The following is a 14,201-nucleotide window of genomic DNA, read 5'->3' on the forward strand; positions in this document are numbered from 1 at the left end:
GGTAATTAAAAGCTTAGATAGGCTCCAGCCTTTGCTATCCCATCTGGGTCAAACGCTGTTAACTGCGGTATGCGCCCAAGTAGTTTTGCACCGGTATAATTGAGTATATAATCTTCGGACGAACTATCACTATCGCCATTAAATATAATACCCTCTATGGCGATATCATATTGCTTTAGTAAGGATATGGATAGCAGTGTATGGTTTATACTTCCCAGGTAATTTTGTGATACCAGTATAACCTTTGCATCAAGATGCTTAATCAGGTCGACAATTAAGTGATCTGCATTCAGCGGAACCATTAACCCGCCTGCACCTTCAATAACCAACTGATTGGTAGTTTGCGGTAGGAAAAATTTTTCTATGTCGATGGTTACATTATCCAGCGCGGCAGATTTATGCGGTGAATAGGGCTGTGTCAATCTATAAACTTCCGGGTGAAAAACGGTTATAGGGTTGCTAACCATTGCCTGCACTTTTAGGGTATCGCCGTCATCCAGGTCGCCGGATTGTATGGGTTTCCAGTAATCGGCTTTAAGCTTTTCAACCACAACGGCCGATGTGATGGTTTTGCCGATGCCGGTACCAATGCCGGTAATAAATAGGGGTTGCTTATCGCTCATGCAGAAATTTATTTATGGTGTCGGTAAGTAATAATATCTCATCCGGCGTATTGTAACTATGCAGACATATCCTGATACGTTCGCTGCCTTGTGGAACGGTGGGGCTCAAAATCGGGCGTACATCAATACCTTTTTGCTGCAGGACAGAGGCTATCTGCTTCGCCTTTTCGTTGCTTTTTAAGATGATGCACTGTATGGCGCTTTCACTCTCTATTAGTGGGAAAGCTTCATGCTTACTAATATTGTTTTTAAAGAGGGCTATATTATTCTGTAATGCAGATATAGCCACATCTGCATCGCCCAAAAACACATAAGCCATTTTTGTAGATGCCACCTGGTGGAAGGATGCCGCCGTTGTATAAATAAATGATCGCGCGAAGTTAATGAGATATCTACGCAGATCATCGCTCCCTAAAACTATGGCACCGTGGCAGCCCATGGCCTTACCAAAGGTGATCACCCTTGCAAACACCCGTTGATGTAAGCCAAGCTGCTGCACCAAACCTGTTTTATATAAGCCGATGGCATGAGCCTCGTCAACAATCACAGCAGCGTTATAAACATCTGCCAAATCAAGTATTTCAGTAATTGGCGCGGCATCGCCATCCATCGAGTAAATACTTTCGATACCGATAAATATAGTGCCTTTTGCTGCCTTGAGTTTGTTTTCTAAACTTTTTAGGTCGTTATGCTTAAAGGTATAACGGTTGGCGTTGCTTAGTCGTGCGCCGTCGATGATGGAGGCGTGCGCCAGTTCATCTAAAATAATGGTATCACCGCGTTGTGGGAGGGAAGAGAACAGCCCGATATTGGCATCATACCCCGAATTGAATAGCAACCCGGCCTCAGCTTCATGATACCCGGCTATGCTTGCCTCCAGTTGCTCCGTATATTCCAGGTTACCGGCTAACAAACGTGAGCCTGCGGAGCCGTTGTGGCTTTCGGGGTACGCTGCAATTTCTTCGGCTATTTTCTGTTTCAGTTTTGGCGACCGGGCAAAACCCAGGTAATCGTTCGAGCAAAAGTCGATCAGGTCATTTTCGGGTTTCAGGGTACGGTAGTTACCGGCCTGTTGCCTGTCCGCCAATCGTTGTTGTATAAAATCTGCCGCCGGTTTCAAAATACAATGATGTTTGGGCAAAAATAAAAAAAGCGGCCGATAGCCGCTTTCGTATTTCTGTAATAAAATGGCAAGCTTACTTGCCGCCGCCATTTTGGCGCATACGGTTCATGCGTTCCTGCTGCATTTTGTCAAACTCGGCAGCTTGCTCGGTAGTTAACACCGCTTTAACCTGCTTGTTGGTTGAGTCCATTAACGGGCGCATTGAGCTGCGGAAATCGCCACCGGCTTTGCGGATGCTATCCATTTTGGTAAACTGTGTTTTATAGATGGCCGTTACCTTGGCAGTTTGGTCATCGTTCAGTTTTAGCTGGGTTTGCAATTGCTTCGCCCTGTCTTCCGGATTAAACCTTCTGCCGCCGCCCTGGGCGTGGCTCACTGCTGCTATTCCTAAGAACAGGCAGCACATTAACAAAAATTTTTTCATCGTTTTTAAGTTGTGTTACAGATGCTTGGATAAATGTAGCTCCAAATAGTTTAGTTGCATCCGTGTAACTTAATTGTTGCCTTGCAGCTTTGAAATGGAGCGCTGCATCTGCGCCATCATGCTGGTCAGGCTCTCCATAGTAGGCTCGGGTGTTGGCTGCGGCAGTTGGGTTGATATGTAACCTTTGGCCATCCAAATTTCCAGCACATCCTCACCGCTTATTTCGTACGGCTCATAAACGGGGTTGTCTGATATCAATTTCAGCTTTTTGTTATCCCTAAATTTATTGCCGATTCGTTTATAAACCACGCCATCGTTTTTAGAGATCACTACGTAAGTTTCGCCAGGTTTAACCTCAGCCCAGTTATCAACATACTGACCTATAATAATAGCGCCTGATGGCAAAGGCAGCATGGAATCGCCTTTGATCTCAAACGCACGGTAAGTGCCCTGGTTAAACATCGGCAGGTAGAACTTGGGTAATTGTGCGACATATTCCGGATCGGCATAACCATTTAAATAACCCGCGCTGGCTTTCATCGGTACCAGTTCGATGTTCTCGTTGTCATCCTTATCAACCGATATGCTAAGCACCCTCAAATTGGCCGGGTTGCCCTTTGGTTTTGGCGCCCATTTGTCATCAATTGTTTCATTTATAAAATCATCAATACTAATCTCAAAAAATGATGCTATAGTTTTTAGCAAATCGTATTTTGGTTCGGCACGCTGCTCCTCATACGCGCCGACCAGCGAGCGTTTTATACCTATTTGATCTGCAAACTGTTGCTGTGTAAGACCTTTCTTTTTTCGGAGGTATTTAATATTTGATGAAATAATTGACATAAAATTTGGATTTACTAAAATTGTTAGTATTTTTATGCTCATAAAATTAGTAATTATTTTTTAAACAGCAAATTTTATTCTCATGAAACGCTATATTTATATAATAACCGACCGTAACCGCAACAATCTACACGTAGGCCTTTGTGCTGATTTGCTAAAAACACTGGATTTTTACAAACAGATGCCAACCCTGTTTTTTGACAGCGCACAGCAGTTAAGCCGCCTGGTTTATTTTGAGGAGATCAATTCAGAGGAACAGGCTATGGAACGGTTTAAATATGTAAGCACTTTTACCCGCCCGCAAAAAGAGAAGATGATAAGAGCGGTAAATAAGGAGTGGATTGACTTGACAATCGGCCTGAACCTGGAGCATAATATGCGCCAAAGGCCGCAAATGCGTCCATCGTTAGGTAGCTCACGCCGTTCGGCCGTTACCTTTTAATATATACCAAACCGCTCAGCTTGCTATTTAATAGCATTTAGCGAAATAGGTAAGCTTACAGATAAAGCAGCTGTAAGCGTATGAAGCACCCCGTTGCTGGTTAAAATATCATATCTGCTGATAATGGTTTGCAAACCGTAAGTGTCAGTAAGTACAACGTTACGGTTGGTGTTTACCTTCGCATATAGTGTGATTGGCGCTATGGTAGTTAATTTAGCCTGCCCATTACCCGCATTTATCAACCTTGAAATATTTGCTGAGGTAAGTTTTCCTTGCATTATATAACCTTTGACGTAATTAACAAGCGCAGCCTTGTTTTCGGGCTTGCGCAATGTATCCAATATCCCGGCAGCTAAACCATCAAAAGCCTTATTAGTAGGCGCCAAAACTGTTAACGGGTTAGTAGCGGAAAAACTGTTTTTCAACCCCGCGGCATCTATCAAACTAACAAATACCGAAAAATTGGCCGCGCCTTTTAAATTATCGTAAGCGTTTTTGTTGGATGCCATCACGCTACCTTCAACGCTTTTTGACGTAATTGCAGGTGTTTGCGCCCGGGTAGCTTGTAACGAAACAAATACTAATAAAAAAGAGAGCAGTTTAAACCGCATAAATAATAAGCTATACATACACTTAATAACTACCAGCCCGGTGTAAAGTTGAAACCAAACACGGGTTTTTTAACATCGGTACGGTTAAACGGTATTGCAAAATAAGGCTCCAGTATCAGCGCGCCAAAAAGGTTTACACGTAGCGATATCCCCGCACTTAATGCCGGCACGCGCTGGTTGTTATTATACAAAGGCGCGTTTAGGTCCTGATAGGTGTTTCCGTTAGGATCAAGCACCGGTTGGCCTGCTTCATCCCTTAAAACATCGTATCCTAAAAAGTCAGGGCCCTTTTGAAACTTGATCTGGTTCCCCGCGTTCCAGGCCAAACCGGCATCAAAAAACAGGTTGAGATCAGTAAATAGGAAGTTGGATTTAATCTGTGCCAATTTTTCCGGACCGGTAAATGGCAGTCTTATCTCAAAATTAGCCACCGCTATACGGCTACCCGAAAGCTGATTAAACCCGAAACCGTTGCTCGGCAGCCTGTCGGCATTGTAAAAGCTCTGCGATTCGTAACCACGTATCAGGAATGGATAACCTACATACAACGGATATAAATTATTTTCACCAAAGCGGCCTGTGCCGTATAAACGACCGGCGAAGGTAACCGGTGCTATCCGGATGTATTTACGTAGATCAATAGTAGGAGCGAAGAACTTGTAGGTACCAAACACATATTGCGCCTCGATGTGGTATCTAAATCCGTTTAACGGAGCGGTTACACCAAAAAATGAATTGTCGCCAATCAGCGCCACGCTTGAGTTTACAAGTGCAAAAGAGTTAAGGTTAAATCCAAAATTTAAGTTATCAACCTCAGAATTTGGGACTTTTTTACGGTTAAAATCGTAATAATATAGTTGAGACGTAGCAGTATCAATTACATAAGTATTGCGGTAGCGGTCAGTACGATAGGTATTGTACGAGGCACCTAAACCAAACTGAACACGGTTTATACGTGAAATAGGGTATGAGGTGAAAAGGTTAACCGCATCCTCAAAGTTGCGGATGATATAACTGTCCTCGTTATAAACTCTTTCTTGCCTGCCATTTATTTCCTGTGTGCCTACTGATGTATTGTAGAAACCAAACTGGTAAGGTATATGCGATACGCTGATGCCTTTATCCCAACGCCCTTTTTGGTTAATGTAAGCTACCTGCGCACCAAAATCGTAAATCTGGCCATTTACCGAGGCCGCCGCGTATAACTGGTTTTGCCCCAGTATATCACTAAATACACCCTGTATGCCGCTTGAAAGGCCGGTGCCATAAAAACTGTTTACACCTATGCCTACGCCGCTGCTGGCTAACGCATCCAGTTTGAACATTGGTTTGTAAGGCGCACTCTTAATAGAATCAGTACGCAGACGCGGATAGGCCAAAAAGTTATTAAGATTTGAGTTAATCAGGTCAACACCTACTGAGCGTGGCGGTGGTAACATACCTGCCGTAAAGTCTACTGTACCGCTTTGTACCGTTTCGGGCTTAAAGTCGGTAGCCTTGGCGTTATATAAGGTATACTTTTGCGCGCGATAGTACGAGTAAACAATATCGTCATCATTAGACACACTCAGCGCAGGCGAAAATTCGGTAATGCCGCTGATTCCGGTAAAATAATTGGTAAGTCGCTCGGTTTTGCCGGTAGCCAACTCATAGCTGTACAGGTTGCGAAAACCATCCTGATTTGACAGGAAGTAGATTTTGCTGCCATCAGCCGAGTATTGCGGATTCAGATTGTTAGCCCCATCAAATACTTTAATATCTGTTACCTTACCGGTGGCCAGGTCAAGTTCAGCCAGGTTGAAAGGAATATCCTGCGCGGTACGTTTGTCGTAAGTGGTACGGTCGCTACTAAAGATGATCTTCTTGCCGTCCTTAGAGTAGCTTGGCTGATAGTCGGAATATTTATCGTTTGTGAGCTGCGTTACTTTTTTAGTATCAAAATTATAAGAATACAAGTCGCCCTGGCCCTCATACAATCCCTGAAAAACTACGTTTTTGCCATCCGGTGACCATGACAGGTTACTGAATTGCTCCGCTTTGCCCATCGGGATGTTATGCCGCATGCGTCCGCTTGGCACATCTATTACCACCATTTGGTTATGGCCTTTATTAAATACGCTGAACGCGAACTGCTTGCCATCCGGCGACCATGCGCCTGCCGACTCTATAAAGTTAAATTCATCAATGTGTGTGTTCGATATTTTGCTCGTTAGCTTCTTGATGATCTTACCCGTCTTGGCATCAGCTAAAAAGAGGTCGATACTGAACAGATCCTTTGATGAAAGGAAGGTGATATATTTGCCATCCGGACTAACACTTGGCGCAACATTCATTTCGCTGCCATTCTTATTGTCAATCACCTTAAAACCAATAGTCTTTTGAGCGGTGTCTTTCAACATTGGTTTATAGGTCGACTCAATAGAATTTTTCCACAAGGTGGAAAGCGTTTTGTCATCATACCCAAATGTTCGCCTGATGCCATACTGCAAGCCAAAACGTGCCGTGTTTTTAAAGAAAGGCACGATCACCGTATCGCCATAAGTAGAGCCAATGAACGACCAGAATGCCTCGCCATACCGGTAAGGGAAGTATTTGTTGCTCTCGGTCAGATCTTTTACCGTCGGGATGTCTTTATTCAGGTAAGCATCGCGCATCCACATAGCAGTGTAAGCGTCTTTTTTACCAATTGAAAGATATTCTGCCATACCCTCGATCATCCACAGCGGTATATTGTTCAGGTTTTCATAGCTGGTTGAATCCTTGCCTAACAAAATATGGTATTGAAACGCGTGCACCAGCTCATGGCCTAAAACGTGGCGCGTGGTGTGGTTGGTTTCCATGATAGGCATTACCACGCGGTTTTTTAAACCTTCGGTGACACCGCCGGTACCCACACTTATTTCGCCATCAATAGCAGTAGTTTGTTGAAAATCAGGGTGATTATTATAAATGATTATCGGGTTAGGGCGGTTGAACGTATCTCTGAAAACCTGCTGGTGAAGCGTATACCAAAGCTCATTCTCCTGCGCAAAACGGCGTATCAGGCTATCATTCTTCATGTAATAGTAGATATCAAAGTGCGGCGTTTTGTACACCTTGAAATCGAGCTTTTTGTAACGCACTTTATTTTGACCGAAGTACTGCGCCTTGCTTTGCTGCGGGTTTAATAGTGCTATAGTTAACACACCTAAAAGCGCGAATATATATCTGGCTGATTTGCCGGTGAAAATGCAAGTGTAAAGTTTGTTCATAAATGCTGTGATAGAATGAAGCTAATTTACTCAAATTAAGGTTTAAGCGTATGCAATAATATTATTGGCCCGGAGGCGGCGTTTCACCACCTTCAGGGTTATCAGGCAGGGTAAGTGTTGGCTCTGTGGCTGTGCTATCAGTGCTTACTTCTGTACTGTCGGTAGCCGCGGTATCAACCCTTATCCGTGGCGACGGGCACATGTATTGCTTGGTGATTTTAACCCATGGTTTTGGGAACGGACCTTCGGTATAACCTGATTTCGGATCGGCGTAAACCATCTCCATAAACTTGCCGAAAATTGGCAGCGCCGTGCGCGAGCCTTCGCCGGTTTCTGATGTTTTAAAGTGTACGCTACGGTCATCAGCGCCTACCCAAACACCGGTAACCAGGTCTTTGGTGATGCCCATATACCAGCCGTCCACATAGTCTGACGAGGTGCCGGTTTTGCCGCCAATCTGGTTGTTCTTTTTCCATAGATCGTACTCCCAAAGCGCCTGTGATGTACCGCCCGGTTCTTCCATACCACCCCTGAACATATAGAGCATCAGCCAAGCGGTTTCTTCGCTTATAACGCGTTCTTTTTTCAGTTCAAATTCTTCAATAACATTCCCTTGGTGATCGGTAATGCGGGTTACCAGCAGCGGATCAAGTTTTTCGCCTTTGTTTAAAAACGTACTGTAGGCACGTACCATTTCATATACTGATACATCGTTTGATCCTAATGACACCGACGGTACTGATTTCAGATAGCTTTCAATACCGCATTTGTGCGCGTACTCAACTACCTTGTCCCAACCAACTTCCTCGGTTAACTGCGCGGTGATAGAGTTTACAGATTTACCCATAGCCCAGCGTAACGACATTTCGCGATACGAGAAATTAAAGTCGGCGTTGTTAGGCGACCATTCTTCGTCTTTGCCCTCATCCTTATAACGAATGGTAACCGGTTTATCGGTAAACTTATCGCAAGGCGTAAAGCCATTATCCAAAGCGGTTAGGTAAGCGAAAGGCTTAAAGGTTGAGCCGGCCTGGCGTTTAGCCTGTTTTACGTGATCGTAATTAAAGTATTTATAATCTATACCGCCCACCCAAACTTTTATTTTGCCGGTTGCCGGTTCAAGCGACATCATGCCGGTATTCAATATCCGGGCATAATATTTTATGGAGTCGATGCTTGAAAAGGTGGTATCCTGATCGCCTTTCCAAGTAAAAACACGCATCCTTTTCTTCGTGTTAAAGTATTCCTGAATTTTGGTGGTATCACCATTATATTTCTTTTTCAGGATGCTGTAAATAGGGAGGCGTTGTTCAGATTTCAGTATAAAATCCTTGATCTCGTTGCCTTTCGAATCGCGCCAGGGGTTTTGTTTACCCCACACGTTATTAAAGCGGCGCTGTAACGATTTCATTTTATCAGCCACCGCTTCTTCGGCATATTTTTGCAGGCGCGAGTCGATGGTAGTGTATATTTTCAAGCCATCCTCGTACAGATTGTAGTCGTTATCCTTACACCATTTATCCAGCCATTTTTCAACCGCGCGTCGCAGGTAAGAGTCGCCATGCGAATCCTGATCAACATAACTCAAATCAAGTTTCATCGGCTCTTTGCTGTAACGCTGCTGCTCGGCCTCGCTGATGAAATTATTTTTGCGCATCTGGCTCAATACCACGTTACGGCGCTCGGTTGATTTCTCAGGGTTACGTATCGGGTTGTAGGTTGATGTTGCCTTAAGCATACCGATCAAGGTAGCTGCCTGAGCAGGGTTAACATCATCCGGCTGCTCATTAAAATATTTCAAGGTAGCCGTTTTTATACCGAAGGAATTGTTACCGAAGGGTACGGTATTAAAATACATGGTAAGTATTTGCTGCTTGGTATACAGGTGCTCTATCTTGTAAGCGGTAAGCCACTCCTTAAATTTATAAATAACGGTACCCAGGCCCGGAACGCGGCTCAATACGCCCCGCGCTTTCTTTTTACGGGTGCTGAACAGGTTTTTTGCCAACTGCTGCGTAATGGTACTGCCGCCGCGACGATCACCTTGAGCTGTTGATACCATACTGCTGAAAAATGACAGAAAATCGACACCGCCATGGCTGTAAAAACGTGAATCCTCGGTAGCTACAAGTGCATTGATCAGGTTAGGGGAGATGTTCTTATAGTCGACAGGCGAGCGGTTCTCTTTGTAAAACTGACCGATGAGTTTACCATCAGCCGTATAAACTTCTGATCCTACCGAAAGCACAGGGGTTTTTATGTCCTCCATGTCAGGCGAATAGCCAAACAGCCACAAAAAGTTAAGTTCGATGGCGCAGAAAAAGATAATTACAAAATATATAAATATAACAAGATAGCGCAGGACGCGGTACTTAATGCGTTTGAACATTTGGTAAAGATGTAAAATTATGAAGCTAAATCATAACGGGATAACAAAATTTAACAACGTAAACCCAGGCGGTAAATTTTATAAAATGCAATTTATTTTTGTGGCGAAACGCTTGTTTGCAGTTGTTTTGATGTAGGTTTTTCCAGATCCTGCATAAAAAGTTTATTGGCCATTACGCCCGTAAACACTTCAAAATCGTCGCCTTTAGCTATATCGCTATAGGTAAGATATAACTTGTTGTAGCCGCTCTTGTCGAGGTTCATGCCTTGTAGGTAAAAGTTCTTACGGGTAATAGCCGTACCGCCGTTTACAACGCTGAATTGTTTGCCGTTAGGCAGGCTGATGGTTGCTTTATCAAATTGAGGCAAACCAATAAAATATTGTCCGCCAGGCACCACGCTGTAAAAACCGAGGCTATTGGTAATATACCAAGCCGATATCTGGCCATTATAATCGTTACCGCTCAGGCCCGATGCTTCAGGTGCATAAAGCTGATTAATGATACGATTGATGTAGCTCTGCGTTTTTTGAGAGTTATCAGTAAAAGCGTACAGGTAGGGGATAAAATTATTGTACAGGTAAGCCACGCTGTACTGCCCTGTAAAACCTTCAATATACACAGGGTGCTCCGTCAATGTGCCAAAAAAACCGTCAAGCTTTTCCTCAAAAGCATCTTTGCCCCCCATCATTTCTAAAAGCGCTTCCTCATCATGAGGTGCCATAAAAAGGTATTGCCAGGCATTGCCGCGCTCATAGGCAACGGTGTCAACCGGCTTAAAGGGTTCCTGAAATTTATTGCCCGTTTTAGCCTGAAAGAAACCCGTTTTAGAATTGAACAGATTTTTCCATGATGAAGCCAATTTATAGTGCTCATCAGTTTCTAGGCTTTTATTCAAAGCTTTAGCCATTTGCGCTGCAAGCCAGTTATAATAACTGTAAAATAATGTTTTACTTACCGATAAAGGCTTGTCGCCCTGTATAAATCCCTGTTGCTTTAGGCCCTCATTATTTAACGCGTTGAGCGATGAACGAAGCTTTTGGTATGCACGATCTGCATCGAAACCTTTAATGCCTTTTGCAGTAGCATCTACAATAAGCTCGTTAAAAGCGAGGTTGGTGTTGTTGCCGCTCCCGTCAAGATAACTCTTGATAAAATCAACGGTGCGCTTCGGGTCTGTAAGCGTTATTAACTGGTAGCGCGAACCAAAGGTGTTTATAGGAGTAACATCATAATAGGTATAGCCCTCGCTTTTAGCGGTTTTATTATCAGTAGTAATGTAGGTACCATCAGCATCACCTGCTACATTTGGCGTAAGCATGGTGTGATACATAGCCGTGTAAAATACATTTTGCTTTAAAGCCGCAAAATCGGGGAGCTTTACCACCTTAGGCGATGGCCTGCCATATGGATTGTACGTTGCGGGCGCTGCGTCTTCCACGCGTGGTACTGGTGGAGCGCCGCCCGTTACTTCCATTTTACTGAGTTCTTCTGTCCATGTGGATTTGGCCGCTTTTTGTATCTTACGATAATCAAAATCAGGTATTTCTGCATCCAGATTTTTTAAAGCACCGGCCGTGCTAACATGCGATAGTCCCGTGCGGATAGCTACTTCTCCCGGATCGTCAAATTGCACATAGAGTTTCACATCAGTACCTGATGCTTTTTTCTGCCCGGCCTGTAATGCGCCGTTTAGGGCGATACCATAAGTTTTAAAGGGCTTTGAAAATTTGGCGTAGAAATATGTGTTTCTTTTATTACCATCCGTGCCTGATGTGCGTAACCCACGCAGTTCATGGTCGTTTATAATTTCAACTTCACTGTTGATTATGTTACCACCATACTGTAGGTCAATAATCACGTTGGCCTTCGGCGCAGCAGGGAAATCATACACCTGTAAGCCGGCTCGGGTAGTAGCGGTGAGTTCAACCTCTGTTTTATTATTAAAAGTAACGTTGTAATAACCTACAGAAGCCTTTTCATATTTTTTTTTGAAAGACGCTCCTCGCTTGACCTGACTCAGTTCGGGGGCGCCAATTGTAGGCATAAATAATATCTCGCTATGAGGAATTCCTGATGCATCCGCGTAAACGGCATGAGTAAAGCCGTGTATGGTACTGTCGGTATAAAGGTAGCCATCCGGCGCCGTACCGGTTACCGGGGTGAGTAGCACCATACCATAAGGTGTTGCCGCGCCAGGATAGGAGTGACCGCTGCCGGCCGTCCCGATAAATGTATTTACTAAAGGTGCATGATCCTTCTTTTTTTGTGCCGATGCATTTACGGTTATAAAATATAACATCGCCATCAGGCATGCACTGCTGTATATAAACTTCATGAAGATTGTTGTAGAATTTACCGTTCTAATCAACGCAAAATAAAGCGTTTATTTTGTTGATACGTAAATAAAAACAGTTTACGCTACACTATTGACGAAAGTTTTATTAGTGCTGCTATTTAGTTAATAGTAAAACTATCCGCATCCTTTAAAAATGGTAAAGCACGGCGAGTTTTCTCCAGTTCAATAGCGGCAATGGTGAAGGTATAAAGATCTTCTTCGTCGCGTTTGTAATAAATAACCTTTCCGTTCGGGTCAATACAGGTTGAATCGCCTGAATGGTACACTTCATTACCATCATGTCCAACACGGTTAACGGCCACTACATAGCTTTGGTTCTCCACCGCGCGGGCCGGTATAAGCGTGCGCCAATGTAAAGCGCGGCGTTCGGGCCAGTTGGCTACAATCAACAGCAAATCATACTCGCCGTTAACATTACGCTGCCATACCGGGAAACGCAGGTCGTAGCAAATCATCGGGCAAACGTTCCAGCCCTTAAGTTCAACTATCAGGCGTTTATTGCCGGCGGTAAATTTTTCGTGTTCTTTGCCAAGTGCAAACAAGTGGCGCTTATCATAATGCTCATGGCTGCCGTCCGGGCGCATCCATATCAGGCGGTTGTAGTACTTGCCGTCTTCCTTAATAATCAGGCTGCCGGTTATCACACAATCAAACTTTTTGGCTGTTGCCGCCATCCACTGCATGGTTTTACCTTCCATTTCTTCTGCCAGCGGCTCAACGTTCATGGTAAACCCGGTGTTGAACATCTCGGGCAGCACAATCAGGTCCGTTTTTTCACGTATGTTTGATAATCGCAAACTGATGTTCTGCAAATTTTTATCGGCGTTTTCCCAAAAAAGGTATCCTTGGAATACAGTGATCTTCAGATTATCCATAGGCAAGTATAGCTTAGCTCAAAGGCTAAATATTATTGCAATGTGTTAAAATTTATTTAAACTTTAATTAACCTATCAACGGCTTTATCTAAAGTTTCTTGTGTTTTGGCGAAACAAAAGCGAATCACCTTAAAGTCGGTGCCTTTGCTGTAAAAGGCAGAAGTAGGTATGGCCGCTACCCCGAATTCACGGGTTAAACGGATCACGAAATCCGTATCTTTTTCGTCGCTTATCGCATCATAAAATGCTGACTGAAAGTACGATCCCTCGCAAGGCAATAGCTTAAACCTACTTTGCTCCAGCCCGGCGCGGAAATGATCGCGCTTTTGCTGAAAAAACCCCGGCAAATAATTGTAATGCTCTTCGTTTTTCAAATACTCGGCCGCTGCAAATTGCATTGGCGTATTTACGCTGAATACCAAAAACTGGTGTATCTTCCTGAATTCACGCATCAAATAGGCCGGGGCAATACAATAACCCAGCTTCCAACCGGTAACATGAAATGTTTTGCCCAGCGATGCCACGATAAAGCTACGATCGCGCAATTCGGCATAGCGTGCCATGCTTTCATGGGTGCGTCCGTCAAATATTAAATGCTCATAAACTTCATCACTTAAAATAAAAATATCCCGGCTGTTAATGATACTGATGAGTTGATCAATATCTTCCTTACGCAGCATGGTAGCGGTAGGATTATGCGGCGAGTTGAGGATGATCATCCTTGTGCGGTTGGTGATCAGTCTTTTTACCATTTCCCAGTTTATGCGGTAATCAGGTGGTTCAAGTTGTAATGATTTCACCAATCCGCCCATCATGCGTACTGCCGGGGCGTAAGCATCATAAGCCGGTTCGAAAATAATTACCTCATCATTGGGGTTTACCACGGTACTTATAGCGGTGTAAATGGCTTGTGTGCCGCCCGCGGTTACGGTGATTTCGGTTTCAGGGTCGTAAACAGCACCGTAAAGTTTTTCAGTCTTGTCGGCAATTACCTCACGCAAGCTCATTAAACCAGCCATCGGGGCGTACTGGTTGTGGCCATGCTGCATAGCCTGGCTAACCAACTCTTTCAATTCGGCAGGGCAATCATAGTCCGGAAAGCCTTGCGACAAATTAATAGCGCCCAACTCGGCAGCCAATGCCGACATGGTAGTAAATATAGTAGTGCCCGTTTGCGGTAGTTTTGATATTATAGGTATCATCAAGGGCTAAAATACCGCAATAAGTAATTTGTTTACTATTTGTTGAAAAATAGGGTGTTTA

The 14,201-nt window shown here is 44.0% G+C and carries 11 protein-coding genes; 1 reads left to right on the forward strand and 10 read right to left on the reverse strand.

Features of this window, described 5'->3' with window-relative positions; all coding sequences use genetic code 11:
- Window positions 1–5: 5 nt before the first annotated feature.
- From bioD to LT679_RS01025, 4 genes are all read right to left on the reverse strand, one after another.
- Entirely contained in the window at window positions 6–623 is a 618-nt protein-coding gene (bioD, locus tag LT679_RS01010) for a dethiobiotin synthase (RefSeq protein WP_232175038.1), read from the reverse strand.
- Window positions 613–1,743: an aminotransferase class I/II-fold pyridoxal phosphate-dependent enzyme gene (locus LT679_RS01015; RefSeq protein ID WP_232175039.1), complete on the reverse strand. Its 1,131-nt coding sequence runs from the start codon at window positions 1,741–1,743 to the stop codon at window positions 613–615. Before LT679_RS01015 ends, bioD begins: the two co-directional genes overlap by 11 nt.
- 76 nt (window positions 1,744–1,819) lie before the next feature.
- Window positions 1,820–2,170: a Spy/CpxP family protein refolding chaperone gene (locus tag LT679_RS01020; RefSeq protein WP_232175040.1), complete on the reverse strand. Its 351-nt coding sequence runs from the start codon at window positions 2,168–2,170 to the stop codon at window positions 1,820–1,822.
- Window positions 2,171–2,239: 69 nt separating this feature from the next.
- Complete coding sequence (locus LT679_RS01025) at window positions 2,240–3,013, reverse strand: XRE family transcriptional regulator (protein WP_232175041.1); 774 nt, start codon at window positions 3,011–3,013, stop codon at window positions 2,240–2,242.
- A gap of 82 nt (window positions 3,014–3,095) precedes the next feature.
- Between LT679_RS01025 and LT679_RS01030 the strand changes: the two genes are divergently transcribed.
- Window positions 3,096–3,455: a GIY-YIG nuclease family protein gene (locus LT679_RS01030; protein WP_232175042.1), complete on the forward strand. Its 360-nt coding sequence runs from the start codon at window positions 3,096–3,098 to the stop codon at window positions 3,453–3,455.
- Window positions 3,456–3,478: 23 nt separating this feature from the next.
- Here LT679_RS01030 and LT679_RS01035 read toward each other — a convergent pair whose 3' ends face one another.
- The 6 genes from LT679_RS01035 to LT679_RS01060 all read right to left on the reverse strand — a co-directional run bounded on the left by LT679_RS01035 (window position 3,479) and on the right by LT679_RS01060 (window position 14,140).
- A complete protein-coding gene (locus LT679_RS01035; RefSeq protein ID WP_232175043.1) occupies window positions 3,479–4,066 on the reverse strand; it encodes a fasciclin domain-containing protein in 588 nt (195 codons plus the stop codon).
- 29 nt (window positions 4,067–4,095) lie between these two features.
- A complete protein-coding gene (locus LT679_RS01040) occupies window positions 4,096–7,317 on the reverse strand; it encodes a DPP IV N-terminal domain-containing protein (protein WP_232175044.1) in 3,222 nt (1,073 codons plus the stop codon).
- 61 nt (window positions 7,318–7,378) lie between these two features.
- Window positions 7,379–9,706: a penicillin-binding protein 1A gene (locus LT679_RS01045; protein WP_232175045.1), complete on the reverse strand. Its 2,328-nt coding sequence runs from the start codon at window positions 9,704–9,706 to the stop codon at window positions 7,379–7,381.
- 92 nt (window positions 9,707–9,798) lie between these two features.
- Window positions 9,799–12,042, reverse strand: coding sequence for a GH92 family glycosyl hydrolase (locus LT679_RS01050; RefSeq protein ID WP_232175046.1), 2,244 nt, complete (start codon window positions 12,040–12,042; stop codon window positions 9,799–9,801).
- Window positions 12,043–12,161: 119 nt separating this feature from the next.
- A complete protein-coding gene (locus LT679_RS01055) occupies window positions 12,162–12,938 on the reverse strand; it encodes an amidohydrolase (protein ID WP_232175047.1) in 777 nt (258 codons plus the stop codon).
- A gap of 56 nt (window positions 12,939–12,994) precedes the next feature.
- The gene (locus tag LT679_RS01060) at window positions 12,995–14,140 is read right to left on the reverse strand and encodes a methionine aminotransferase (RefSeq protein ID WP_232175048.1); all 1,146 of its coding nucleotides are present in this window, start codon (window positions 14,138–14,140) and stop codon (window positions 12,995–12,997) included.
- Window positions 14,141–14,201: the final 61 nt, after the last annotated feature.

It is taken from the genome of Mucilaginibacter roseus, assembly GCF_021215455.1.
Taxonomy (GTDB): Bacteria; Bacteroidota; Bacteroidia; order Sphingobacteriales; family Sphingobacteriaceae; genus Mucilaginibacter; species Mucilaginibacter roseus.

Excerpts from the sequence above, each read along its gene's own strand:
- bioD (WP_232175038.1), bottom strand. The coding sequence starts at position 623 with ATGAGCGATAAGCAACCCCTATTTATTACCGGCATTGGTACCGGCATC.
- LT679_RS01020 (WP_232175040.1), bottom strand. The coding sequence starts at position 2,170 with ATGAAAAAATTTTTGTTAATGTGCTGCCTGTTCTTAGGAATAGCAGCA.
- LT679_RS01025 (WP_232175041.1), bottom strand. The coding sequence starts at position 3,013 with ATGTCAATTATTTCATCAAATATTAAATACCTCCGAAAAAAGAAAGGT.
- LT679_RS01030 (WP_232175042.1), top strand. The coding sequence starts at position 3,096 with ATGAAACGCTATATTTATATAATAACCGACCGTAACCGCAACAATCTA.
- LT679_RS01035 (WP_232175043.1), bottom strand. The coding sequence starts at position 4,066 with ATGCGGTTTAAACTGCTCTCTTTTTTATTAGTATTTGTTTCGTTACAA.
- LT679_RS01040 (WP_232175044.1), bottom strand. The coding sequence starts at position 7,317 with ATGAACAAACTTTACACTTGCATTTTCACCGGCAAATCAGCCAGATAT.
- LT679_RS01045 (WP_232175045.1), bottom strand. The coding sequence starts at position 9,706 with ATGTTCAAACGCATTAAGTACCGCGTCCTGCGCTATCTTGTTATATTT.
- LT679_RS01050 (WP_232175046.1), bottom strand. The coding sequence starts at position 12,042 with ATGAAGTTTATATACAGCAGTGCATGCCTGATGGCGATGTTATATTTT.
- LT679_RS01055 (WP_232175047.1), bottom strand. The coding sequence starts at position 12,938 with ATGGATAATCTGAAGATCACTGTATTCCAAGGATACCTTTTTTGGGAA.
- LT679_RS01060 (WP_232175048.1), bottom strand. The coding sequence starts at position 14,140 with ATGATACCTATAATATCAAAACTACCGCAAACGGGCACTACTATATTT.